Below are 22,998 nucleotides of genomic sequence, written 5' to 3'. Positions count from 1 at the left end.
CTGAGCGCAATTTATGGCCACCATTTTCTGCATTGCCAACCAAAAAGGGGGGGTGGGTAAAACCACCACCACCGTCAACCTGGCCGCTGGTTTGGCCAAAGTAGGTCAGCGTGTGCTCTTGGTCGATCTGGATCCCCAGGGCAACGCCACCATGGGTTCAGGCATCGACAAACGCACGGTCGAGTTGAATGTGTACGATGTGCTGCTCGAATCAGCCACCATTGCCGAAGCGGTGGTCAAGGCCGAAAAGTGCGGTTACGACGTGCTCAGCGCCAACCGCGAACTGGCAGGTGCCGAAGTGGAGCTGGTTCAATTGGAGCATCGCGACCAGCGCCTGAAAAATGCTTTGCAGGTGGTCGACGCCGATTACGACTTTGTGCTGATCGACTGCCCGCCCTCGCTGTCCATGCTCACGCTCAATGGCTTGTGTTCAGCCCATGGGGTGATCGTGCCCATGCAGTGCGAATACTTTGCCCTGGAAGGCTTGACCGATTTGGTCAACACCATCAAACAGGTGCACGCCAATCTGAATAAGGACCTGAAGATCATCGGTTTGCTGCGGGTCATGTTTGACCCACGCATCACGCTGCAAATGCAGGTCAGCGACCAGCTCAAGGCCCACTTTGGCGACAAGGTATTTGACACCGTGATTCCGCGCAATGTGCGCTTGGCCGAAGCGCCCAGTTATGGTTTGCCGGGCGTGGTGTTTGATGCCTCTGCCAAAGGCAGCCAAGCCTATGTCGAGTTCGCACGCGAGCTGGTGCAACGTGCGCCCACGCTCTGAGTTTTGGCCGCACATCGCACCAGGATGATTTCAAACCAAGTCAACACCACAACCCCAGACATGGTCTCGGTGTTGATCTTGCCCGGTTGGTTGGGCAGCGGCGATGGCCATTGGCAGATGCACTGGGCCCGTATGCAAGGTTATGCGGTGGTGGAGCAAAACGACTGGCTGCACCCACTGCGCGGCGACTGGCTGGCTCGTCTGGATGAAACGGTGATCGATGCCCCGGGCTCGGTGGTGTTGGTGGCGCACAGTTTGGGCTGTATTTTGGTGTCGGCTTGGGCGGGTGTGTCTCGGCACACGGCCCGCGTGCGTGGCGCATTGCTGGTGGCACCCGGTGACACCGAAGCCCAAGAACTGAAAGACCGTCTACCGGGCTGGTCACCGATCGCCCGTCAAAAACTCCCGTTTCAAAGTATTTTGGTGGGCAGCCAAAACGACCCGTATTGCACGGCAGAACGTGCCCAAGCGTTGGCCCATCACTGGGGCTCACAGTGGGTGGACCTGGGCGCTGCCGGGCACATCAACGCCGACTCTTCTTTGGGCGACTGGCCAGAAGGCCAGACGCTTTTACAAACACTTTTGAAGGATTGACCATGGTCACCAAAAAACCCAAAGGCCTTGGCCGTGGACTTGAAGCCTTGTTGGGGCCTAAAGTGCAAGATGCCCCTGCCGCCGACATGACGGCTGAAACGGGTGTCTCCACCCAACTCAAACTCGATCAGATGGTGCCCGGCATGTACCAGCCACGCACCCGCATGGACGAGGGTGCTTTGTATGAGTTGGCCGAGTCCATCAAGGCCCAGGGCATCATGCAGCCCATCTTGGTGCGCCGATTGACCGAAGGCGAAAACGCGGGCAAATACGAAATCATCGCGGGCGAGCGGCGTTTCAGGGCCAGCAAGTTGGCGGGTCTGGACGCTGTTCCCGTTTTGGTGCGTGATGTGCCCAACGAGGCGGCTGCGGCCATGGCCCTGATCGAGAATATCCAGCGCGAAGACCTTAACCCGCTGGAGGAGGCTCAAGGCCTGCAACGCCTCATCAAAGAGTTTGGGCTCACTCACGAAACCGCTGCACAAGCGGTCGGCCGCTCCCGTAGCGCCGCCAGCAACCTGCTGCGCTTGCTGAACCTGGCCGATCCGGTGCAAAGCATGCTCATGGCCGGTGACCTGGACATGGGCCATGCCCGTGCTTTGCTTTCACTCGACAAGGCTGCTCAAATCACGGCCGCCAACCAAATCGCGGCCAAAAAGTTGTCGGTGCGCGAGGCAGAAAGCTTGGCCAAAAAGCTGGGTGCCGAATTCAACTTGGTGCATCAAAAGCCCAAAAAGGAAAAGTCTCGCGACATCCGCCGAGTCGAAGAAGAGTTGTCAGACCTGCTCATGGCGGAGGTGGAGGTGCGCGTGAAAAAGCGCGTCAAGCGCTTGGGCAAGATCGAAGAGATGGGGGAGCTGAGTATCCAGTTTGGCTCACTCGACGAACTCAATGGTTTGATCGACAAACTGCGCGGGTAAATCGGTGCCTGTGTTCGCAAAAAAATGGTCGAAAGCTTTGTGGCGAACGCTGTTTCGTCCCGACGGTTTTTTGCGTCAGGAAATGCTGACCATTTACTTGTTGCTGGTCTGTTTCACCACCTTTTTTGGATATTGCTTCACACCCGTTGAGCGGGTGGCACAGGCCAACTTGGTCGTGTCCGTGTTGTCGCTGTGCTTGTTGTCGGTGGTGCGCGTGCGGACCATATTCAACATGTTGGTCCATGCCGTCACGGCGCTGACCGTATTGCTGATTGTTTATACCGCTTTGCAAACAGGGGGCATCAACTCTACCGCTGTGGTTTGGCTCAATGTCTTGTCTGTGCCCGTGCTCCTGATGTTGGGCCGGTCTGCCACATTGCTGTGGATCGGGGTCATGCTCTTGTCGATTTTGGTCCTGACTTTGGTGACCTGGTTGGGTTGGGTGAGCAGCCATGTCAATGTCTCTTCATCGGTGGTGACTTGGGCGTATTTGAACCACGCCTTGGCGCTGTTGAACCTGATGATGGGTGTGCGGATTTACGAACATTTGCACCAAGTCCAGTTGCGCAAGCTCAATCAGCGCAACGATGAACTCAAGGCGACGCACGAAGCGCTGATTCGAGCGCAGGCGCACAAGGACGAATTTGTGGCCGCTGTTGGGCACGAATTGCGCACACCCATGAATGTGATTTTGGGCTTCAACGGTGTGCTTCACCGGGAGTTGGCCGATGAACCTGCACAGTTGGCCATCGTGGGACACATTCGCCGCTCCACCGAGCATTTGTTGCAAGTGGTCAATGACATCCTGGATTTCTCGCAACTGCAAGCAGGCAAATTGCGGTTGAACCCGGTGGACTTTGCGCTTCAGGCTTTGTTCGATGAGTTGCGGCAACGGCACATTGAAAAAGCACAAGCCAAGAACGTGACGCTGCAATTCACGTTGGATGCCAAATTGCCAGAACGCTTGCATGGTGACCGCAACCGATTGCTGCAAATTTTGAACAACTTGGTCGACAACGCCATCAAATTCACACCCCAAGGCGTGGTTTTGATCGCGGTGAAAGCACAAGGCAAGGGCTTGCGTTTTGAGGTGAAAGACTCAGGCCGGGGAATTCCCCGTGAGCGTCAACAGCACATCTTCAGGCGCTTTGAGCATGCCGATGTTCAAACCAACCGCGCCTATGGCGGCACGGGCTTGGGCTTGACGTTGTGCGAGAAGCTGGTGACGCTCCACGGTGGGCAAATCGGCGTAGACAGCCAAGAAGGACTTGGCGCGCTTTTTTGGTTTGAAATCCCTTTGCAAGCAGCGCAAGCGATGGACTTGTCGGTGCCCGTGACAGACGACAGTTTGTCCGATGAGCCTTTGCGCATGTTGGTCGTAGACGACAACAAGGTCAACCTGATGGTGGCACAGCTGCAATTGCAAAAATGCTGGCCCAATGCAACGATCACCACGGTCGACAGTGGTGCCAAAGCCCTCAACCTGTTGGACCAACAGGTGTTTGACGTTGCACTGATCGACATGATCATGCCGGACATGGATGGCATGCAAGTGACGCAGCAAATTCGTCAGCGCTTTCCGGCCATCACGGTCAATATGCCGATCTTGGCACTCACCGCCAACACCAACCCTGTGGACCGTGACCGTTGCTTGGCCGCTGGCATGAACGATGTGCTGCACAAGCCCATGGACACTTTGATGTTGATGGCATCGGTAGGTCGTCATATCCGACGCGCCAGGGGGGGCCTGCTGTGACCCTGACCGCCATGATTCGCCAATGGTTACCCCATTTGGTGGCCCGATTGCCTGTGCGTTACCAGCAGGGCAAGATGCCCTATGTGTTCTTCTTTGTGGTCGTGGTGATCACGGTCTTGCTGACCTATGCGTTGATCAGCCCTTATCCCTATGCCATGGTCACTTTCAGCAGCTTTGCGGCTTGCTTGGCTTTGCTGTTGGTCTTGGTGAACAGAGGGTTCGCCTCGAACTCCGCGGTCCATTTGGGGACAGGACTCGGGGCGCTCATTTTGTTTTATGCGGTGTGGGCCACGGGAGGGGTTCATTCCCCGCGATTGGCTTGGATGCTGATTTTGCCTTTGACCCCCTTTTACGTGATGGGCCGACGGGCGGGCATTTTTTGGCTCATGGTGGTGATGGCCTTGCAGTTGGTAATGGCGGTGGCCAATCACATGGGCTGGATCCAGGCCTTTGAGACAGGCATGGCGCATGTGCCATCCTCTTTCTTGACGTACTCGTTGGTGACCTGCGTGCTGATTGTGGTGCCATTGATGTATGACCACATGTACCGCCAAGCCTTGGAGGCAAGCCGCAATCACCAGCGAGAACTGGAGTTGCGGCGTGAGGAGCTGGAACACACCGCGGTGATGCGTGAGCATTTCATTGCAACCGTAAGCCACGAGTTGCGAACGCCCATGAACGCCATTTTGGGCTTCAATGCGTTGCTGCTCAACCAAGTACAGAATAGGCCCGAAGCCCTCAATGTCCTCAACCACACACGTCAGTCGGCAGACCACCTGATGACGGTGATCAACGACATTTTGGATTACTCCCAACTGCAAGCGGGTGAGTTGGTCACTCAGTCCGAAACTTTTGAGCTGCGTCTTGTGGCCGAGCACGCTTTTGAGTTGTTCAAGCCACGCGTGGAAAGCATGGAGCTGGATTACCGCTTGGTGCTCGATCCGGCCTTGCCTGTCTGGGTGTACACCGACCGCCACCGCTTGATGCAAGTCTTGGTCAATTTGTTGGGCAACGCGCTCAAATTCACCCATCAAGGCTCGGTGGTGCTCCGGGTGGATGGCACCGATTCAGGCGTGACTTTTTCGGTTCAGGACACCGGCATCGGCATTGCCAAAGAGCGGCAAGACCAGATTTTCAAACGGTTTACCCAAGCCGAGAACGATACCCAAACCGTATACGGTGGCAACGGCCTGGGTTTGGCGATTTCGCAAAAAGTGGCGCAATTGTTGGGGGGTGAAATCGGCTTTGAAAGTGAGCCGGGCCATGGTTCGCGTTTTTGGCTGCATTTGCCTTTGACGGCTGCAACCGCGCCGCTCAAGTCATCTGAAAAGCAGCAACACCTGTTGCAAAGTGCCGATCACGCATGGACCTTTTTGGTGGCCGATGACCACCCTGTCAATCGGCTCTTGCTCAAGCAAGTGTTGCAAAACGCATGGCCCCTCAGCGTGGTGCTGGAGGCGGTAGACGGGCAAAAAACCTTGGACGTTTTGCGCGAACAAAGGGTGGACTTGGTTTTCATGGACATGGTCATGCCTGTCATGGACGGCATCGATGCCACGCGGTTCATCCGCCAAGACGTCGTGGACCGTATTCGTCAGGTGCCAGTGATGGGGTTGACCGCGAATGTGAACCCCCTCGATCTGGAGCGCTTCAAGGCTGCGGGACTCAACGATGTGATGCTCAAGCCCTTTGAGCCTACTGAATTGTGTAGCCGGGTAGAGCCTTGGTTGTTGGCCAAAGACGCTGTCGCATGAAAAGCATTTGGCGTGATTTTTCGGTGTCCACTTGGGTGGCTGGTTTTGTGGCGGTGTTGGTGGGCTTTACCAGTTCTGTGGCCATTGTGTTTTCGGCTGCGCAAGCCTTGGGTGCCACACCGGAACAACTGGTGTCCTGGATGTGGGCTTTGGGCATCGGCATGGGCGTGACCAGTTTGGGTTTGAGCTTGTGGTACCGCCAGCCCGTCTTGACGGCGTGGTCTACCCCAGGAGCGGCAGTTTTGGCGGTGAGCCAAGGTGTGAGCCTGCCCGAGGCCACGGGGGCTTTCATGGTGTGCGGGTTGATGATCATTGCCGTGGGTTACAGCGGCTGGTTTGAACGCCTGATGTCCAAAATCCCATTGCCTTTGGCCAGCGCTTTGTTGGCGGGGGTCTTGGCGCGCTTTGCCTTGGATGCCGTGGGCGCTGTGGCGCATGCGCCCGGGTTGGTGCTGGCCATGACCCTGGCCTATCTGCTCGGTCGGCGCTGGTGGCCGCGCTGGTCGGTGCCCGTCGTGTTGTTGGTGGGCATGGGGGTGGCGGCTTTGCAAGGTCAGTTGCATTTGACCACTGTGGTCTGGACTTGGGCTGTGCCCGTGTGGGTGAGTCCGGCATGGAGTTGGACGGCCATGGTCAGCGTGGCGCTGCCTCTTTTTGTGGTGACCATGGCTTCACAAAACCTGCCGGGTGTCGCGGCGCAACGTGCCTCGGGGTATGACACCCCGATCTCTCCTGTGGTGGGGGCAACCGGTTTGGCCAGTTTGGTCTTGGCCCCTTTTGGGGCTTACGCGCTCAATTTGGCGGCGATCACGGCGGCGATCTGCATGGGCAAAGAAGCACATCCCGATCCAAGTCGCCGTTACACCGCTTCGGCTGCAGCGGGCTTTTTGTACATCGTTTTGGGCTTGGCAGGTGGCACGATCGTCAGCCTGATGGCGGCGTTTCCAAAAGCGCTCGTTTTGGCTGTAGCCGGTCTGGCTTTGCTCGGCACCATGGCCTCGGGCTTGGCGGTGGCCTTCAAAGACGAGCAGCAACGTGAAGCCGCGTTGCTCACGTTCCTTGTGACGCTCTCGGGTGTGACGCTGATGGGCGTCGGCTCGGCTTTTTGGGGCGTGGTGGTCGGCAGTTTGGCGCAGTGCTTGTGGACACGGCGCCAACAGGCGTCACATTGAAAAAATCTTCCCTGGGTTCATGATGTTGTGCGGGTCCAGTGCCCGCTTGATGGTGCGCATCATGTCCACCGCGCCTTCACCGGTTTCTGTGCGCAAGAAGTCCATTTTGTGCAGGCCAATGCCGTGCTCGCCGGTGCAGGTGCCACCCAGGCGCAAAGCGCGGTTGACCAGTTGCTGGTTCAGCGCTTCGGCGGTGGCGCATTCCTCGGGGTTGTTCGGGTCGATCAAATAGCCGAAGTGGAAGTTGCCATCGCCCACATGCCCGACCAAAAAGTAAGGCAAGCCGCTGGCATCGGTTTCGGTGATGGAGTCGAGCAGGCAATCGGCCAGGCGGCTGATCGGCACGCAGGTGTCGGTGCTGATGGCGCGGCAGCCAGGCTTGCTCTGGATGGCCGCAAAGTAAGCGTTGTGCCGGGCTGTCCACAAGCGCGTGCGCTCTTCGGGTGTGGTGGCCCATTCAAACGCGTTGCCACCAAACTCGCTGGCGATTTCTTGAACGGTTTCGGCTTGTTCTTTCACGCCCGCAGGCGAGCCGTGGAATTCCATGAGCAGCATGGGCTCTTCGCGCAGGCCCAGCTTGGCATAGGCGTTGACCATGCGCACCGTGTTGTGGTCGATCAGCTCCACGCGGGCAATTGGCACACCCAATTGAATGGTTTGGATGACCGCTCGCACCGCTGCCTCGATGCTGGGGAAAGAGCAGATGGCCGCCGAAATGGCTTCTGGTAAGGGGTACAGGCGCACGGTGACTTCGGTGATCACGCCCAGCGTGCCTTCGCTGCCCACCATCAGGCGCGTCAGGTCGTAACCAGCGCTGGATTTTTTGGCGCGGGTGCCGGTGCGGATGACTTCGCCATGGGCGGTGACCACTTCCATGGCTAACACGTTTTCGCGCATGGTGCCGTAACGCACCGCGTTGGTGCCGCTGGCGCGTGTGGCGCTCATGCCGCCAATGGTGGCGTCGGCACCTGGATCGATGGGGAAAAACAGTCCGGTGGACTTGATTTCTTCGTTGAGTTGCTTGCGTGTCACGCCCGGCTGCACCGTGACCGTCAGGTCTTCTGCGTTGATGGCCAGGACCTTGTTCATGCGCATCAGGTCGATGCTGATGCCGCCTTGCACGGCCAACAAATGGCCTTCGAGCGAAGAGCCCACGCCAAACGGGATCACAGGTACTTTGTATTCGGCGCACAGCTTGACCGCATCGGCGACGTCTTGTGTGTTTTCGGCAAAAACCACAGCAGCCGGTGGCGGCACATGGGTGAAGGCCGACTCGTCGCGCCCATGCTGCTCGCGGATCACCAAGGCGGTCGAGCAGTTGTCGCCAAAGCGGGCTTTGAGCGCGGTCAAAAAAGCTTCGGGCACAGCGCGTTGCGCGACTTCGGGGGCCAGGTGGGCGGCAGGGGTGGGGGCGTTCATGGGGGTAACTCCTTTGGTGGCGGGGTAAGACCGCCAAACATGCTGAGCGGCAGTTTACGCCGCAAACAGAGGCCTTGCTGTCCGCTGTCAGACAAGTTGCAGCCAGTTGGCCGACAATCAACACTTTTTGTAGGAGCCCACACGGGTGGGTGATTTCCCCGATCCTGCACACTTAAGCGAACAAAAAGAGAGCAAGACCATGGGCAACCGACTCACACAAATCGCCACCCGCACCGGCGACAACGGCACCACCGGCTTGGGCAACAACCAGCGCGTGTCCAAAAACAGCCTGCGCGTGCACGCCATGGGCGAGGTGGACGAGCTGAACTCGCACATCGGCCTGCTGCTGTGCGAAGACATGCCTGCCGACGTGCGCGAGGTGCTGGTCGAGGTGCAGCACCAGCTTTTCAATTTGGGCGGCGAGCTGTCGATTCCCGGCTTTGAGCTGCTCAAGGAAGAGGCCGTGGCGGCACTCGATGAAGCGCTTGAGAAATACAACGCGCAACTGCCCAAACTCGAAGAGTTCATCTTGCCCGCAGGCACACGTGGCGCTTCGCAAGCGCATGTGTGCCGCACCGTGGCCCGCCGCGCCGAGCGCGCTTGTGTGGCGCTGGGCAACGAAGAAGCCTTGAACGACACCCCCCGCCAATACCTCAACCGTCTGTCTGACCTGATGTTTGTGCTGGCCCGTGTGCTCAACCGCATGAATGGCGGTGACGACGTGTACTGGAAAAGCCAGCGCATGAACAAAGAAACGGCGGCCTGAAAACGTGCGCAGACTTTTACACACCTTGGGGTGGGCTGCGTTGAGCCTGAGCGCGCTCGGCCCCGCTGTGGCTGCGCCGTCTTCGGTGGTGTTGAGTTGCGCCGTGGCCTACCTGCCCCAGCGCAGCACCTGGGTGCGTGAGGTCCGCATCGAGTGGGATAAAAAAGCCATTCGGCGTTTGCACATCGACGGTGTCGAGCCCCATGGTTTCTCACTCATTCCCCAGGGGGTGATGACGGCCGTGGACAACGAGCGCATCCAGATTGATTTGGTGGTGCGCCAATGGCAAAGTGATTTTCGGGGCCAAGCCACGGGTCAGGGCCGCTGCGAAACGGTGCCCGGTTGAACGCCGCCCCGACTGTCACCTAGGTGCACATTTCAGGGTTGATGCGCGTGACAGCGGTGCATGGCCGCTGATACGCTGCAAAGCATGAACACCGTGACACGAATTTCTGCTCCTGCCCCCCATTTGCCGCAAATTCGGCTGTACCAAAACTGGCTGCGCGATGAACGCGGGCTGAGTTTTGCCACCTACAACGACCTCTGGCGTTGGTCGGTGACCGAGCTGGACGCGTTTTGGCAAAGCATTTGGGATTATTTTGAGTTGCAGTCCCCCACGCCGCACAGCGCTGTTTTGGCGAACAACGTCATGCCGGGTGCCAAGTGGTTCCCGGGTGCCCAGACCAACTACGCGCACCAAGTGCTGCGCCATGTGCAAGCCGCAGACGCTGAGGGACTCTTGGCAGTCATCAGCCACAACGAGAAAGGCCTGCGCCGCGAAATGAGTTGGCCCGAGCTGCGCCGTCAGGTCGCGGCCATGGCGCTGTACCTGCAAGCCCAGGGTGTGCAGCCGGGGGACAGGGTGGCGGCCTACCTGCCCAACATCCCCGAGGCCATGGTGGCGTTTTTGGCCACCGCCAGTGTGGGCGGCGTGTGGAGCATTTGCGCGCCCGACATGGGCACCAACGCCGTGCTCGACCGCTTCAAGCAAATCGAGCCCAAGGTCCTGATTGCCGTGGACGGCGTGAGCTACGGCGGACGCGATTTTGACCGCATGGGTGTGGTGCAGGAGTTGCGCGACGCCTTGCCCAGCGTGCAGCACGTCATCGTGCACGACAACCTGGGCACTTTGGACCTGACCAATTGTGATGTGGGCAGCAGCGTGCAAATGTCGGCCATCACCGCGCGGGATGACGCCGAAGTGCAGGCCTTTGAGCCGATGTGGCTTCCCTTTGACCACCCGCTGTGGATTGTGTATTCGAGCGGCACCACTGGCCTGCCCAAGCCCATCGTGCACGGCCACGGTGGCACCGTGATCGTGGCCTTGGCCAACAAAATTTTGCACAACGACATCGGCTGCAGCTACCACCCCAACAGCAGGGGAGAGTGTTTTCACTGGTACAGCTCCACCGGCTGGGTCATGTGGAACGCGCAGGTGGCGGGCTTGCTCAACGGCGTGACTTGCGTGATCTACGACGGCAACCCCGGCGGCAGCAAAGACAACCCGGACTGGGGCATTTTGTGGCGTATGGCGGCGCAAGAGCGCGTCACGTTTTTTGGTGCAGGCGCGGCTTACTTTGCCAACTGCCACAAAGCCGGTTTGGACATTTCGCGCAGCGGCGATTTGTCGCGGGTGCGCGCATTGGGCACCACGGGCTCGCCCCTGTCGGCCGACACGCAAAGCTGGGGGGTGGACCAATTCAAGGCCATTGGCACCGACATTTGGTGGTGCAACATCTCCGGCGGCACAGACTTTGCGGGCGCTTTTGTCGGCGGTCACCGTGAGCTGCCGCAAGAGCCTGGCGTGATGCAATGCCGCGAACTCGGATGTGCGGTCGAGGCCTGGAACGAAGCGGGTGAGCCGGTGCTGGGCGAAGTGGGTGAGCTGGTCTGCACGCAGCCCATCCCGTCCATGCCGCTGTATTTTTGGGGCGACCAGAATAACGCGCGCTATCTCGCCAGTTACTTCGAGATGTACCCCGCAGGCCACGGCCGCCAGCCTGGCGGCGGCGACGGCCCCGCGAGCATGGGCGGCGTTTGGCGGCATGGCGATTGGTTGCGCATCGGCAACGCCCAAGGCGAGGGCGAAGGCTGTGTCATCTTTGGCCGCAGCGATGCCACCATCAACCGCTACGGCCTGCGCATGGGCACCAGCGAGCTGTACAGCGCTGTCGAGGCCTTGCCCGAAGTCATGGACTCGATGGTGGTGGACCTGGAGTACCTGGGCAAAGAAAGCTACATGCCGCTGTTTGTGGTGCTGCGCCCGGGTACGGCGTTTGACGACGCGCTCAAGGCCAAACTCAACAACGCCATCAAGGTGGCGCTCAGTCCGCGGTTTATTCCGAACGAAATCTTCCAGGTCGCTGAGATCCCGCGCACCCTGTCTGGCAAAAAGCAGGAGCTGCCCATCAAGAAGCTCATGCTCGGCCAGCCCTTGGAAAAGGTGGTCAACAAGGACGCCATGGCCAACCCGGGTTGTTTGGATTGGTATGTGGAGCTGGCCAAGCAACATTTGGCCAAGGCTTGATACCACCTGCCACTGACCTGAAGGCTGAAACCCTTCAGGTCCCTGTGCCTGCTCGACGCCTTTGGTGCTCTGATGGCCCACACCGACCGCCACCACGGCAATGTGTTGCTGCTGCCGCGTGCAAAACCCGTGCCAGCCATCAAAGCGTTTTGCGTTTCAACAAACGTCCAAACGGCGCTTGAATCACCCCTTTGGCACGCAGTAACAGGGCGCGCAAACGGGCCACGAAGGCTCTTTTTTGACCAAAGATGCGGCGCTGTGGATCGGGCGTTGGCTTGGGCAAATTCCAACGGCTTTCAGGTCCCCAGATGCTGGTCAGCATCAACTGCAGTGCAGCCAGTAGCAGCAGCACTTGCAAGCCAAACAGCAAGAGAAAACCCCATGAAATGTCAGGCCACAACTTGCGCATGAGCACCATCACCAAGGGCAGCAACAAAGTGCCCAAGGCGATCAGCTTAACGCTCAAGGGTAGCCTTTGAAACATGGCATCAGTTCTTGTGCAACTCAGCGTTCAGCTCGCCCCAGCTCTTGTTGCGCGGGATCGCGTGCAACGCGCCCGACTGTGAATCGCGGCGGAACAGGATGCCGTTTTTGCCGGACAGCTCTTTGGCCTTCATCAGGCTGCCGTCGGGCAACTGCACGCGGCTGCCGCCGGTGATGTAGCAACCGGCTTCGACCACGCAGTCGTCGCCCAGCGAGATGCCGATGCCAGCGTTAGCGCCCAGCAGGCAGCGCTTGCCGACCTTGATGACTTCTTTGCCGCCACCTGACAGCGTGCCCATGATGGACGCGCCGCCGCCGATGTCGCTGGCGTCATCGACCACCACGCCCGCGCTGATGCGGCCTTCGACCATGCTGGCGCCCAGGGTGCCTGCGTTGAAATTGCAGAAACCTTCATGCATCACGGTGGTGCCGCTGGCCAGGTGCGCGCCCAGGCGCACGCGATCCGCGTTGGCAATGCGCACGCCCGAGGGGATCACGTAGTCGGTCATTTGCGGGAACTTGTCCACGCCTTTGATTTCGAGCACTCGGCCACTGGCGCGGGCCTTCAGGCGGGCGGCGGGCACATCGGCCACAGCGCAAGGACCGAAGTTGGTCCAGGCCACGTTGGCCAGCAGGCCAAAGATGCCGGTTACGTTGGCACCATGCGGCTGAACCAAGCGGTGGCTCAACAGGTGCAGGCGCAGGTAGGCGTCGTGTGTGTCGGCCGGTGCATCGGCCAGCGATTTGATTTCGGTGCGCACAGCCACCACGGTGGTGCCGCGCACGGCGCAGACGGCGAGCGCCTTGGCCGCGTCAGCACCGAGAGCCACCACGGCTTCGGCCTCGGTCAGGCGGGTGCTGCCGCTGGCGGTCACATCGCCTGCCAGTTCAGGGGCAGGGAACCAGGTGTCCAGCACGGTGCCGTCAGCGGCCAAGGTGGCCAGGCCCGTGGCGCGTGCGCCGGTGGTTTGCAAAGTGCTCATGTGTTGGCTCCGGAAAATGGCCCGCCAAGTGTGCGGGCCGTTGCGTAAAGGGTGGCGAGATTATCGGTGACTTGTCAGCGATTTTGAGCGCAGCTCAAGCGTTCACATTCACCACCACCCGCCCACGCACCTGACCCGCCAGGATCTCTGCACCCAGGCCAATGGCGTCCGCCAAGCCCACTTCGCGCGTCATGCGCTCCAGTTGCCCCGCGTCCAGGTCTTGGGCCAGTCGTGCCCAAGCAGCTTCGCGCAGGGCACGCGGGGCCATCACGCTGTCGATGCCTGCCAGCGTCACGCCGCGCAAGATGAAGGGCGCCACACTGGACGGGAAGTCCATGCCTTGCGCCAAGCCGCAGGCGGTGACCACGCCGCCGTATTTCGTGCTGGCGCAGGCGTTGGCCAAGGTGTGGCTGCCCACGGTGTCGACCACGCCGGCCCAGCGCTCTTTGGCCAGGGGCTTGCCAGGGGCAGACAGTTCGGCCCGGTCCATCACGTCGGCTGCGCCCAGCTGGCGCAGGTAGTCGGCCTCTTGCAGGCGGCCGGTGCTGGCCACCACCCGGTAGCCCAGCTTGGCCAGCAGCGCAATCGCCACGCTGCCCACGCCGCCGCCCGCACCGGTGACCAAAATGTCGCCCTTGTCCGGCGTGACGCCGTGCTTTTCAAGCGCCATCACGCACAGCATGGCGGTGTAACCGGCGGTGCCAATGGCCATGGCTTGGCGCGGGGTGAAGGCGGCAGGCAATTTCACCAGCCAATCGCCCTTGAGGCGGGCCTTTTGCGCCAAGCCCCCACTGTGGCTCTCGCCCACGCCCCAGCCGTTCAAAACGACTTTGTCGCCTGCTTTGAACAGCGGGTGCTGGCTCTCGGTCACGGTGCCCGACAGGTCGATGCCCGGTGTGAGTGGGAATTTGCGCACCACGGGCGATTTGCCGGTGATGGCCAGGCCGTCTTTGTAGTTGAGGGTGGAGTAGTCCACTTGCACCGTCACATCGCCCTCGGGCAGGGCGTTGTCGTCCAGTGTTTGCAGCGTGCAGCGGTATCCGGCGTCGTCTTTGTGGATTTGCAGGGCTTGGTAGGTCATGAAATGGGTTCCTTGAAGGTACGTTACTGTGCACCAATCGCCAGCGGTCAGCTGTGCTGTGCGTCACCTGTGCGCTAGCATAACGGCGTCGGAAAGGTTTGCCATGCGTGTTGCTCGTTCTGTGTTGCTTGTGGTTTTCAGCTGGGGGCTGGGCCTGTTTTCAGTCATGGCCGCGCCCGACGAATCGGTCTTGTGCAAGGATCAGGGCTACCCGATTGGCAATTCGCGCAATTGGTTTTTTGACGAATGTGTGCGGGTCGGCTCCTTCACCCACCATGGTGAGATTCCGGGTCTGTTGAATGGCCGTGCCAACGTGATGGCGCCAGCCGAGCAGCCCCTGGCGCTGCCCAAAGCCGCGCAAGAGCCCGCGTACCGTTGGAACCTTGATGCCCTCAAAGGCCTGAGCATCGACGATTACATGAACCGCCAGCGGGTCATGGCTTTGTTGGTCATCAAAGACGGCGTCATTCAGGTCGAGCGCTACCAATATGAGCGCAACGCCCAGCACCGTTTTTTGTCCAATTCGATGGCCAAGACCATCGCAGCCATGGCGGTGGGTTTGGCGCTGCGCGAGGGACGCATTCAATCGCTCGATGACCGGGCCGATCTCTATGCCCCAACACTTGCAGGCACGCTGTACGGCGAGACCACGGTGCGCAACCTGCTGCGCATGGCGTCGGGCGCTAAATTTGAAGAGCGGTATGACGGCAAGGACGATTTGGCCCGCTACGGCATGGCCGCTTTCCGGGGCGGGGCGGCAGAAGGCGCGCGGGTGATCACCGACCGCTTGCAACCGCAAGGGCTGCGTTTCAACTACGCCAGCGCAGAGACCGACATTTTGGCGTTGGTGGTGCAAGGAGCCACGGGCGAGACGCTGAGCGGTTATTTGCAGACCCGCTTGTGGCAACCCATGGGGGCCGAGACCTCGGGCCTGTGGCGCGCGGGTGTCAATGGGCTGGAACGGGCAGGTGGCAACTTCAATGCCACAGCCCGCGATTACGCCCGTTTGGGTGTGTTGCTCGCCAACGATGGCCGGCGCCCAGACCGTCCTGATTTGGGCGAGATTTTGCCCCGCGACTTCTTGCTGGAAGCCACAGACTGGCAACGCCACCCCAAGGTTTTTGCCCCCAACCAAGCCACGCCTTACTTTGGTTATGGCTACCAGGTTTGGACTTTTCCCGGACCACAGCGCCGCTTTGCCTTGTTGGGGGTGTACGGGCAAGCCATCTTTGTGGACCCTGCGCAGAAGTTGGTCATGGTCCACTTGGCGGCCAACGCCACAGCCAGCACGGGCAAAACGAGCATGGGGCGTGAGAGGGGCTCACTTTGGTACGGGCTGGTGACGCACCACGGCAAATGGTGAACGCTGAACGACTTTAGCGTTTGTTGACCAGCACAATGCCCACGGCCACCAGCGCCAAAGACAGCGCTAACGTCAGGGTCACGGATTCACCCAGCCAGAGCATGCCAAACAGCAAGGCGAACAGTGGTGTGAGGAACACAAAAGCAGAAATCTTGGTGGCGGGGTAGTGGCCCAGCATCCACATCCAGGCTAGGTAGCTGGCGAAAGCGCCGACCACGGTTTGCACCGCCACCGAGCCCATGGCAAAGCCGCTCCAAGTGCCTGTCCAAGACTCGCCCAGCAGGTGTGACAGCAACAACAAGACCATGGTGCTCACAGCCAATTGGTAAAAAAGCAGTTTTTCAGCTGCCAGCCGCGTGAGGTTGGCCGCCCGGATGGCCACCGTGGTCAGGCCCCACAAAGCCCCGGCCGCCAGGCCCATCAAGTCCCCGATCGCCCCACCGCCGCCAAAACCTTCGCGCAGGGCAAACACCACGGCGGCAAACGCGCAAGCCATGCCCACCCACTGCACCGGGCGCAGCTGCTCGGTGCGGATGAACAAAGGCAGCAAGGCCGCCACCCAAAAGGGTGAGGTGTACAAAAACACCGTCAGCCGAGAGGCCGTGGTGTGCTGCAGGCCGATGTAGATGAAGGCAAACTCCGCCGCAAACAGGCAGCCCACCAGCAAACCCGCCCACAGGCTGCCATCGCGGCCAAACAAGCGCACTCCGCGCCACTGACACCACAGCCACAGCAGCAACGTGGCCCCGACGCCGCGCACGGCCGACTGGAACACCGGGGGCAATTCGGCGACCGTGGCTTTGACCAGCACCTGCTGAAAGCCCCAAAACATGCAGCACACCAGCAAGATACCTACGGCCAGGGCGTCCAGGTGTTCTTTTCGGGGGCGGATCGAAGCACTCATGCCGTCCATTGTGCCCCCGTCCAGCTTGCTCGCCTGTCACCACCAGGCATGCTGTCCCTGCGGGTGCCCCGCAAAAAGTGCCCAGTTAATATGTCTGCTGAACTTGTGCCCACACGACCTGAACGCCCCACCGCCATGAACCCATCTTTAGTGTCCCGCCGAGATGTGCAACGCCGGGCCTTGGCGCTGGCCTTGATGCCCTGGCTGAGTGCAGGAGCCCAGGCGCAGCTTTTGCAGGGCCCCGCTTTGGGTGCAGTGCCGCGTTGGCAAGTGGATCCTTTCAGTTTGGGTGTGGCCAGCGGGCAGCCCCAGTCTGGCAGCGTGGTGCTGTGGACGCGCCTTCGCATCAGCGAGCCCGATGCAGGACTGAAAGCCCAGAGCTTGGAGGTGGTGTGTGAGGTGTTTGCCGACGCTAGCTTGCGCCAACCCCTGCGCCAGTGGCGTGTGCAAACTGATGCAAACCGTGGCCACAGCGTTCATGTGGTGGCCCATGGTTTGCAGCCCGGGCGCCCTTATTGGTACCGTTTTGTCTGCGGCAACGCCATCAGCCCGGTGGGCCGCGCCCGTACCAGTCCTGCCGCCGATGAAGCCGTGGCACGTTTGCGCATGGGCCTGGCGTCCTGCCAGCATTACGAGCAGGGCTTCTTTGCCGCCCACCGCGAGATGGCCCAAAGCGATTTGGATTTGGTGCTGTTTGTGGGGGACTACATTTACGAAAGCTCCAACCCCAAGTTCATGCTGCGCAAGCATGAAGGCGGTGTGCCCAAGTTGCTGGAGGAGTACCGCGAGCGGCATGCGCAGTACAAAACCGATGCCGATCTGCAAGCCTGCCATGCCGCGCACACCTGGGTCATGACGTGGGATGACCACGAAGTGGTCAACGATTACGCCAACGACTTGGACCGAAACTTCACCGACCCGCAGACCTTTTTGCGACGCCGGGCGGCGGCCTACCAAGCTTATTTTGAGCACATGCCGCTTCGACTGGGCCCGGACCCGGTCAACGCCAGCCAGATGCGCATCCATGACCGCATGCCCTGGGGCAAGCTGGCCGACTTGTGGACGCTGGACTGCCGCCAATACCGTGATCACCAGGCCTGTCTGGACCCGAACCGGGGTGGTGGCCGTGTGGTGGTGGGTTGTGACGCTTTGAACGATTCGTCGCGCAGCATGCTGGGTGCGGCGCAAGAGCAGTGGTTTTACGAGGGGCTCACCCACAGTGCCCGGCGCTGGAAACTGGTGGCGCAGTCCACCCAAATGAGTTCGAGTGGCGTCAACACCCCTTTGGGACGAAGTGCCTTCACCGATGGCTGGGACGGTTATCCGCAAGCCCGCGCCAGGCTCTTGCGCACGGTGGCCCAAGCGGGGGTGCAAAACGTGCTGATGCTCGGCGGCGATGTGCACATGAACGTGGCCGCCCAGTTGCGCGTGCAGGCCAACGACGAACGCTCGCCCGTGGTGGCCGGCGAAATTGTGACCACATCGGTCACATCACGCGGACTGGGAGAGAAATTGTTGGCCCAAATCCGCGACAACAATCCGGACATCTTGCACGCCCGCTCGGACGAGCGTGGGTTCACCCTGCTGGATGTGCGCCCTGATCGTGTCACCGCAGACTTCAGGACCACCCCCAATCCGGCGCAGGCCAACGGCGTCTTCCGATCGCAGGGGCAGTGGGTCATTCGGTCGGGTGTGCCAGGCGTGCAAAAAGCCTGATGCCGTTGTTCATGGCCGGCCAACGGGGCTTTCACACTTTAAGTTGTAAGGGTTCTGATGTGACTAAGCGGTCTTTTTTTGGCCTGCGAGGCTAGAATCTGGCCATGAATACCGAAGCCCACACACCGCCGAAAAAGTCCTTCAAGATCCAGATGCTGGCAGCCCGTGAGACCGCCATCATCCAGTCGGTCAACCGGTTGCTGGCCGAAAAAGGCTTTGACGCGATGACGGTGGATGAGGTGGCCGCCGAGGTGGGCATTGCCAAGGCGAGCTTGTACAAACATTTCACCAGCAAGGAAGAGTTGGCCTGCGCCGCCATGGTCACTGCCATGCGTAAGGCGCAAGAACACATCCAGTCTTTGTCGGCCGAAAAAGCGGCCATCGACAAACTCAAGGCGGTGACCCGCTGGACCATGACCCTCAAGCTGCAGGGCCTGATGCCCTCCTTGCCCAGTCAGAACTCCAGTCTGCGTGCCACCTTGATGGCCAGCAAGGACTATATGGATGGCTTGATGGAGGTCAGCGATGCCTTGGGCGGCTGGATCGAAGAGGCACAGGCGCAAGGTCAAATCAACAAGGCATTGCCTGCTGTGGCCGTGCTCTACACCTTGTTTGCTCGGGCTTGCGACCCGGTTCTGGAGTTCCTCAAGATGGGCGAACAGCACACCGACGAACAAATCCTCGATCTGGTGATGAGCACTTGTTTTGACGGGCTGAGCGCCCGCTAAAGACGCAGCTTCAGCGCACCAGCAGCACGGGCACTTTGCAGTGCGCCAGCACCTGGGTGGCGACCGAGCCCATGACCAGATTGCCCAAGGTGCCGTGGCCGTGGGAGCCCATCACCACCAAGTCAAATTTGCCGCTGTCGGCGGTTTTAGAGATGGTCTCACCCGCATGGCCCACTTTGGACACGGTCTTGGCGTCGATGCCGTGGCGTAGCAAAAACTTGGTGACCGGGCTGAGCACTTTTTCGGCTTCGTCGCGGTGGTAGGCCTCGACCATGTCTTTGCCCACGGCAGCACGTGCGCGTGGGGGCAGCTGGGGGCTCACCGTCATCAAGGTGTAGCTGTTGTTCGTGCTGAAGAGTTCGTCGTGCGTGCTCAAGTAGGCCAGCATTTTTTTGGTGTATTCACTGCCATCAACGGCCAATAAGATTTTCATGAGGCTCTCCTGTTGGGGATCAAACAAGTCTTCACTCTAGGCCTTGCAGGGCCGTGAGGGCTTGACCTATGTCATGAAATCAGAGGGTGGCGTGTGCCTTCACGTCGGGGCCGTGTGAACTCATGTGCCCCGCACCTCCAGCACGCATTGCGGCTTGAACATCAGTTGTTCGTTTTTGCGTGCATAACCCAGTGGGTTGGCCACCACGCGGCAGCCGTTTTGGGTGTAGTCACTTGGGCAATGCAAATGGCCATGAAGCCACAACTGGGCGTGGGGCAGCAAGTGGTCGAGCGCGTTGCAAAAACCCGCCGTGCCTGGCACATGGCCATAGCGCGGGTCAGCGCTGGCCAAGCTGGGCGCAAAGTGCGTGACCACCACGGTCGGACCCGAAAAAGGCACGCTCAATGCAGTGCTCAGCCAGTCCTGGCATTGCAGGGCTTGCTCGCGCAGGCCCTCGGCCAGCCAGGGTTCACTTTGGCGCGTGGTCAGGGTTTTGCGCAGGTAATAGTTGGCGGCGCGAAAGGCTTTGTCGCGGGCCTTGAGTTGGCGCGTGAATTGGCTGTTGGGGTGGCTGAAGTGGGCCGGAATTTTGTCGGTCAGTGGGTCGGGGATGGGTTGCCCTGCCAGCGGCCCCAGCGCGTCAAAGTCGGTCCACAGCGTGGTGCCCACAAAGCGCACGCCGCCCAGTTGCAGCACCTCGCGCTCCAGCCAGGTGATGCCCAGCCGCTCGCATGTTTGGCGCAGCCGGGCATGTGCCGCGTCAAAGTCCAGTCTGTCGTACTCGTGGTTGCCGGGCACAAACAGCACGGGTGTGGGCCAGCCGTGCAGCGGCGAAAACCGCGCCAAGCCAAAGTCGCCGTCGCCTGAGCTGGCAAGCGCCGAGCCTGCTTGGTAAGACCCAATGTCGCCCGCGAGCACCAGCACATCAGCACCCGGAGCCGGGGTGGGCATGAAGTCGGGGTTGGACTCCAGGTGCAGGTCGGAAAGGAGTTGGATCTTCATGTCGGGATGTCGCGGGTTGGCACGGGGTTGTCAAATGCCTGCCGTGCCACTTGCTGCAGTTGGGCGCGCAGCCATTGGTGCGGGCTGTCTTGTTGGCGTTTGCGGTGCCAAATGGCATGCACTTGCACAGGCGGTACTTCAAAGGGCAGGTCGTGCAGCACCAGTTCATGGGCCATGCCGGTGGTGGGCACAAAGTGGCGCGGCAACACTGTGAGCAAGTCGGAGTTCACCACCACCCGCCCCGCCGTGAAGAACTGGTTCACCGTGAGCACAATGCGCCTTTGCTGCCCGATGGCGGCCAGCGCTTCATCCACAAAGCCGTAGGCCCGCCCGGAAAAGCTGACCAACAAGTGCCGTGCCGCGCAATAGGCCTGCAAGCTGATGGGCCGCTTGGCCAGCGGGTGGCCCTTGCGCATCACGCACACGTACTCGCCCGAATACAGGCGCTGGTGTTCAAAAGGAATGGCTTCGCCCGACTGGGCGCGTGCCGTCAGGTCGGCCAGCACCGCCGGAAAGTACCCCAGCGCGATGTCTGCGCTGTCTTCGCTCAGCAATTTGCGCGGGTCGCGCGTGGTCAGGGGCAGCACACGCAAGGACACACCCGGGGCCTGCAGCTCCAGTTCGCGGGCCAGCCCGCCCATGAGTTCGGCGGCGGTGGCGTCGGCCATGGCCAGCACAAAAGTGCTGTTGGCCTGCTGGGGCTCAAAAGTGCTGGGCACGATGGCCGCTTGCAATTGGCGCAGGGCCTCGCGCACGCTGGGCCACAGGGCCAGCGCCCGGGGTGTGGGCGCCATGCCGTGGCCGTGGCGGCGCACCAGCTCATCGCCCAAGGTCTCGCGCAAGCGCCGCAAGGCATTGCTCACGGCCGGTTGGGTCAGGGCCAGGTTGTGCGCTGCCCGGGTCAGGCTGCGCTCGGCCATGACTTCGTCAAACACCCGCAGCAAGTTCAGGTCAAGGGTGCGAAAAGAGGACGGGTTGGGGTTGGGCATGGACGGTCTTTAACTATCACCATTATGAATGAAGGCCATTAAGAATATAAAGTTGAAGAACACTGGTAAAAACCCTATGATTAGAAATGTGGTTTTATTAATTTGGGTTGCCAAAGAAAACAAAACCAAACCAAGGGAACACAAAATGAACATCACTACCAAATCTGTTTTGGGCACTGTGCCCTTCACTTCTGCTGCACCAGCAGCTTCCAACACGTCCAGCAAAATATTGGCGAATCTGATGCTTGCCGCAGGGGTGGCTGCACTGGTGGTCGGTGTTGATCAGATGATCGACAACTGGGCTGAATCCCACGTGGTGGCCGCCTGGCTGGCGCTGTGGGCCGTGGCCGTGTTGGCCATTGTTTTGTTGCGTGGCCTGACGCGCCACTTGGCCCAAAACCTGATGACCGGCTTGGACGCCTGGTCGGCGCATGTCGCCCGCAGCCGAGCCGACGAGCGTTTGTGGTCCATGGCGCAGTCCGACCCGCGTTTGATGAGCGACCTGCAAGTGGCCATGGACCGCGCCAGTGAGACCCAAGGTCCAGTCCGTGATCTGGAAAACCTGATGACCCGCCGCGCTGCCCGATTGGTGCGTGACCGCTTGTATTACATCTGAAGCCCGATTCCCAGGGTCCTGCGGGACCCACACGACAAAGGCCTCCTTGCGGAGGCCTTTTTTACGCGCCATGGGATGAAACCCCTTGGCCGCTTCAAGACGAAGACCGAGACGCCAAATAAATGCCGGGCAAGATCAGCGCAGCGCCCATCAGGTGGTGCCAGCCCATGGCTTCACCCAGCACCAGCCAAGCGGCAAGGCCGCCATACAAGGGTCCGAGGTACAAACTGGCGGCCACGCGGCTCGCCCCCAACACCTTTTGGCAAAAGCCATAGGCCCAATAAGCCCCAATGCCGGGCAACAAGCCTGCGGCCACCACCAACAGGGTAGCCTGCGGGGTCCAGGCGGGTGTCTCAGCTTGAACGAATTCCCACGCGGCAAAGGGCAGCAGTACCAGCATGCCCCCCATGCAAATGACAGCCAGGCGTGCCGTGGAGCCCAAAGGGGTTGACCATTTTTTCTGCAGCAAAGCAAAGGCAGCCCAGGACACCATGGCCAGCACGATCCAGCCGTCACCGGGGACCCATTGCACTTGGCCCAAGGCCAGCCATTGGCCTTTGACCACCACATGGAATACGCCAGCCATGGCGACCACAACGCCCAAGCCTTGTCGCCACGAAAACCGTTCCCCAAGCCAGACCACAGCGCCCAGCGCGATCAGCACGGGCGATGCGGCATAAATCAGCGCGATGTTCATGGCCGAAGTGGTTTGTGCGCCCTCGTAAACCCAGGCTCCGCAAATGAGCATGCCCAAAGCGCCCAACGCCAGGTAACGCCAGCCATGCTGCAAGGTGCTGCGGCGTTCGCGCCACAGTTCGCTGCGGGCAATCACAGCCAGGATCACACCCGCCAAAGCCCATCGACCCAGAGCCAGCATGTGCGGCTCCACCACGCCGGGGGCGGTGCGGGCCACGATGTAATTGACGGACCACAGGGCGGGGGTGATCCAGAGGAGCCAAAGGGCTCGGCGTTCGCGAGATTCAGGGGTGTTCAAAATCAAATCAGTTC

General features: G+C 60.4%; 22 protein-coding genes. 13 read left to right on the top strand and 9 right to left on the bottom strand.

Annotation, left to right across the window (positions count from 1 at the left end):
* Positions 1-13 precede the first annotated feature (13 nt).
* The 6 genes from ACZ5SR_RS01455 (at position 14) to ACZ5SR_RS01430 (ending at position 6,980) form a co-directional block, all read left to right on the top strand.
* The gene (locus ACZ5SR_RS01455; RefSeq protein WP_464449822.1) at positions 14-784 is read left to right on the top strand and encodes a ParA family protein; all 771 of its coding nucleotides are present in this window, start codon (positions 14-16) and stop codon (positions 782-784) included.
* Positions 785-808: 24 nt separating this feature from the next.
* Complete coding sequence (locus ACZ5SR_RS01450) at positions 809-1,378, top strand: RBBP9/YdeN family alpha/beta hydrolase (protein ID WP_464449821.1); 570 nt, start codon at positions 809-811, stop codon at positions 1,376-1,378.
* 2 nt (positions 1,379-1,380) lie between these two features.
* The gene (locus ACZ5SR_RS01445; protein ID WP_464449820.1) at positions 1,381-2,298 is read left to right on the top strand and encodes a ParB/RepB/Spo0J family partition protein; all 918 of its coding nucleotides are present in this window, start codon (positions 1,381-1,383) and stop codon (positions 2,296-2,298) included.
* An 82-nt stretch (positions 2,299-2,380) separates the two neighbouring features.
* The gene (locus ACZ5SR_RS01440) at positions 2,381-4,054 is read left to right on the top strand and encodes a hybrid sensor histidine kinase/response regulator (protein WP_464449819.1); all 1,674 of its coding nucleotides are present in this window, start codon (positions 2,381-2,383) and stop codon (positions 4,052-4,054) included.
* An 11-nt stretch (positions 4,055-4,065) separates the two neighbouring features.
* On the top strand, positions 4,066-5,808 hold the full coding sequence (locus ACZ5SR_RS01435; RefSeq protein WP_464449818.1) for an ATP-binding protein: 1,743 nt from the start codon (positions 4,066-4,068) through the stop codon (positions 5,806-5,808).
* Positions 5,805-6,980, top strand: coding sequence for a benzoate/H(+) symporter BenE family transporter (locus ACZ5SR_RS01430; RefSeq protein WP_464449817.1), 1,176 nt, complete (start codon positions 5,805-5,807; stop codon positions 6,978-6,980). Before ACZ5SR_RS01435 ends, ACZ5SR_RS01430 begins: the two co-directional genes overlap by 4 nt.
* On the opposite strand, the gene ACZ5SR_RS01425 is transcribed toward ACZ5SR_RS01430, so the two are convergent.
* Complete coding sequence (locus tag ACZ5SR_RS01425) at positions 6,972-8,399, bottom strand: FAD-binding oxidoreductase (protein ID WP_464449816.1); 1,428 nt, start codon at positions 8,397-8,399, stop codon at positions 6,972-6,974. The genes ACZ5SR_RS01430 and ACZ5SR_RS01425 overlap by 9 nt on opposite strands.
* A gap of 199 nt (positions 8,400-8,598) precedes the next feature.
* Between ACZ5SR_RS01425 and ACZ5SR_RS01420 the strand changes: the two genes are divergently transcribed.
* The 3 genes from ACZ5SR_RS01420 to ACZ5SR_RS01410 all read left to right on the top strand — a co-directional run bounded on the left by ACZ5SR_RS01420 (position 8,599) and on the right by ACZ5SR_RS01410 (position 11,692).
* Positions 8,599-9,165, top strand: a complete 567-nt coding sequence (locus ACZ5SR_RS01420) for a cob(I)yrinic acid a,c-diamide adenosyltransferase (protein WP_464449815.1) — start codon at positions 8,599-8,601, stop codon at positions 9,163-9,165.
* A 4-nt stretch (positions 9,166-9,169) separates the two neighbouring features.
* On the top strand, positions 9,170-9,511 hold the full coding sequence (locus ACZ5SR_RS01415) for a hypothetical protein (protein WP_464449814.1): 342 nt from the start codon (positions 9,170-9,172) through the stop codon (positions 9,509-9,511).
* An 84-nt stretch (positions 9,512-9,595) separates the two neighbouring features.
* A complete protein-coding gene (locus ACZ5SR_RS01410; RefSeq protein ID WP_464449813.1) occupies positions 9,596-11,692 on the top strand; it encodes an acetoacetate--CoA ligase in 2,097 nt (698 codons plus the stop codon).
* A gap of 139 nt (positions 11,693-11,831) precedes the next feature.
* Here ACZ5SR_RS01410 and ACZ5SR_RS01405 read toward each other — a convergent pair whose 3' ends face one another.
* From ACZ5SR_RS01405 to acuI, 3 genes are all read right to left on the bottom strand, one after another.
* Complete coding sequence (locus ACZ5SR_RS01405) at positions 11,832-12,176, bottom strand: hypothetical protein (protein ID WP_464449812.1); 345 nt, start codon at positions 12,174-12,176, stop codon at positions 11,832-11,834.
* Positions 12,177-12,180: 4 nt separating this feature from the next.
* Entirely contained in the window at positions 12,181-13,158 is a 978-nt protein-coding gene (gene dapD, locus ACZ5SR_RS01400; protein ID WP_464449811.1) for a 2,3,4,5-tetrahydropyridine-2,6-dicarboxylate N-succinyltransferase, read from the bottom strand.
* 94 nt (positions 13,159-13,252) lie between these two features.
* On the bottom strand, positions 13,253-14,239 hold the full coding sequence (acuI, locus tag ACZ5SR_RS01395; RefSeq protein ID WP_464449810.1) for an acrylyl-CoA reductase (NADPH): 987 nt from the start codon (positions 14,237-14,239) through the stop codon (positions 13,253-13,255).
* Positions 14,240-14,342: 103 nt separating this feature from the next.
* Here acuI and ACZ5SR_RS01390 point away from each other — a divergent pair, with 103 nt between their 5' ends.
* Positions 14,343-15,602 (top strand): serine hydrolase domain-containing protein, encoded by a 1,260-nt coding sequence (locus ACZ5SR_RS01390; protein WP_464449809.1) that lies wholly within the window; start codon positions 14,343-14,345, stop codon positions 15,600-15,602.
* A gap of 13 nt (positions 15,603-15,615) precedes the next feature.
* On the opposite strand, the gene ACZ5SR_RS01385 is transcribed toward ACZ5SR_RS01390, so the two are convergent.
* Complete coding sequence (locus ACZ5SR_RS01385) at positions 15,616-16,506, bottom strand: DMT family transporter (protein WP_464449808.1); 891 nt, start codon at positions 16,504-16,506, stop codon at positions 15,616-15,618.
* Positions 16,507-16,641: 135 nt separating this feature from the next.
* On the opposite strand from ACZ5SR_RS01385, the gene ACZ5SR_RS01380 reads away from it, so the two are divergent.
* Together ACZ5SR_RS01380 and ACZ5SR_RS01375 are read left to right on the top strand one after the other, a co-directional pair.
* Positions 16,642-18,222 (top strand): alkaline phosphatase D family protein, encoded by a 1,581-nt coding sequence (locus ACZ5SR_RS01380; RefSeq protein ID WP_464449807.1) that lies wholly within the window; start codon positions 16,642-16,644, stop codon positions 18,220-18,222.
* A gap of 104 nt (positions 18,223-18,326) precedes the next feature.
* Positions 18,327-18,950, top strand: a complete 624-nt coding sequence (locus tag ACZ5SR_RS01375; RefSeq protein WP_464449806.1) for a TetR/AcrR family transcriptional regulator — start codon at positions 18,327-18,329, stop codon at positions 18,948-18,950.
* 10 nt (positions 18,951-18,960) lie between these two features.
* Here the strand turns inward: ACZ5SR_RS01375 and ACZ5SR_RS01370 are convergent, their stop codons facing one another.
* From ACZ5SR_RS01370 to ACZ5SR_RS01360, 3 genes are all read right to left on the bottom strand, one after another.
* Positions 18,961-19,383: a universal stress protein gene (locus tag ACZ5SR_RS01370; RefSeq protein WP_464449805.1), complete on the bottom strand. Its 423-nt coding sequence runs from the start codon at positions 19,381-19,383 to the stop codon at positions 18,961-18,963.
* 120 nt (positions 19,384-19,503) lie between these two features.
* Positions 19,504-20,385: a metallophosphoesterase gene (locus tag ACZ5SR_RS01365; protein WP_464449804.1), complete on the bottom strand. Its 882-nt coding sequence runs from the start codon at positions 20,383-20,385 to the stop codon at positions 19,504-19,506.
* Positions 20,382-21,374 (bottom strand): LysR family transcriptional regulator, encoded by a 993-nt coding sequence (locus ACZ5SR_RS01360; protein ID WP_464449803.1) that lies wholly within the window; start codon positions 21,372-21,374, stop codon positions 20,382-20,384. Before ACZ5SR_RS01360 ends, ACZ5SR_RS01365 begins: the two co-directional genes overlap by 4 nt.
* Before the next feature lie 145 nt (positions 21,375-21,519).
* Between ACZ5SR_RS01360 and ACZ5SR_RS01355 the strand changes: the two genes are divergently transcribed.
* Positions 21,520-21,990: a hypothetical protein gene (locus tag ACZ5SR_RS01355; protein WP_464449802.1), complete on the top strand. Its 471-nt coding sequence runs from the start codon at positions 21,520-21,522 to the stop codon at positions 21,988-21,990.
* 94 nt (positions 21,991-22,084) lie between these two features.
* Here the strand turns inward: ACZ5SR_RS01355 and ACZ5SR_RS01350 are convergent, their stop codons facing one another.
* A complete protein-coding gene (locus ACZ5SR_RS01350) occupies positions 22,085-22,984 on the bottom strand; it encodes a DMT family transporter (protein WP_464449801.1) in 900 nt (299 codons plus the stop codon).
* Positions 22,985-22,998 lie beyond the last annotated feature (14 nt).

The sequence above is a fragment of the Limnohabitans sp. TEGF002 genome (assembly GCF_055395845.1).
The sequence above is the reverse complement of the archived record's forward strand: the minus strand, read 5'-3'. Positions and strand labels throughout refer to the sequence as shown.

Bases quoted from the DNA above. Each gene is read 5' to 3' on its own strand.
- ACZ5SR_RS01455 (WP_464449822.1), top strand. From the start codon at position 14: ATGGCCACCATTTTCTGCATTGCCAACCAAAAAGGGGGGGTGGGTAAA.
- ACZ5SR_RS01450 (WP_464449821.1), top strand. From the start codon at position 809: ATGATTTCAAACCAAGTCAACACCACAACCCCAGACATGGTCTCGGTG.
- ACZ5SR_RS01445 (WP_464449820.1), top strand. From the start codon at position 1,381: ATGGTCACCAAAAAACCCAAAGGCCTTGGCCGTGGACTTGAAGCCTTG.
- ACZ5SR_RS01440 (WP_464449819.1), top strand. From the start codon at position 2,381: ATGCTGACCATTTACTTGTTGCTGGTCTGTTTCACCACCTTTTTTGGA.
- ACZ5SR_RS01435 (WP_464449818.1), top strand. From the start codon at position 4,066: ATGATTCGCCAATGGTTACCCCATTTGGTGGCCCGATTGCCTGTGCGT.
- ACZ5SR_RS01430 (WP_464449817.1), top strand. From the start codon at position 5,805: ATGAAAAGCATTTGGCGTGATTTTTCGGTGTCCACTTGGGTGGCTGGT.
- ACZ5SR_RS01425 (WP_464449816.1), bottom strand. From the start codon at position 8,399: ATGAACGCCCCCACCCCTGCCGCCCACCTGGCCCCCGAAGTCGCGCAA.
- ACZ5SR_RS01420 (WP_464449815.1), top strand. From the start codon at position 8,599: ATGGGCAACCGACTCACACAAATCGCCACCCGCACCGGCGACAACGGC.
- ACZ5SR_RS01410 (WP_464449813.1), top strand. From the start codon at position 9,596: ATGAACACCGTGACACGAATTTCTGCTCCTGCCCCCCATTTGCCGCAA.
- ACZ5SR_RS01405 (WP_464449812.1), bottom strand. From the start codon at position 12,176: ATGTTTCAAAGGCTACCCTTGAGCGTTAAGCTGATCGCCTTGGGCACT.
- dapD (WP_464449811.1), bottom strand. From the start codon at position 13,158: ATGAGCACTTTGCAAACCACCGGCGCACGCGCCACGGGCCTGGCCACC.
- acuI (WP_464449810.1), bottom strand. From the start codon at position 14,239: ATGACCTACCAAGCCCTGCAAATCCACAAAGACGACGCCGGATACCGC.
- ACZ5SR_RS01390 (WP_464449809.1), top strand. From the start codon at position 14,343: ATGCGTGTTGCTCGTTCTGTGTTGCTTGTGGTTTTCAGCTGGGGGCTG.
- ACZ5SR_RS01385 (WP_464449808.1), bottom strand. From the start codon at position 16,506: ATGAGTGCTTCGATCCGCCCCCGAAAAGAACACCTGGACGCCCTGGCC.
- ACZ5SR_RS01380 (WP_464449807.1), top strand. From the start codon at position 16,642: ATGAACCCATCTTTAGTGTCCCGCCGAGATGTGCAACGCCGGGCCTTG.
- ACZ5SR_RS01375 (WP_464449806.1), top strand. From the start codon at position 18,327: ATGAATACCGAAGCCCACACACCGCCGAAAAAGTCCTTCAAGATCCAG.
- ACZ5SR_RS01370 (WP_464449805.1), bottom strand. From the start codon at position 19,383: ATGAAAATCTTATTGGCCGTTGATGGCAGTGAATACACCAAAAAAATG.
- ACZ5SR_RS01365 (WP_464449804.1), bottom strand. From the start codon at position 20,385: ATGAAGATCCAACTCCTTTCCGACCTGCACCTGGAGTCCAACCCCGAC.
- ACZ5SR_RS01360 (WP_464449803.1), bottom strand. From the start codon at position 21,374: ATGCCCAACCCCAACCCGTCCTCTTTTCGCACCCTTGACCTGAACTTG.
- ACZ5SR_RS01355 (WP_464449802.1), top strand. From the start codon at position 21,520: ATGAACATCACTACCAAATCTGTTTTGGGCACTGTGCCCTTCACTTCT.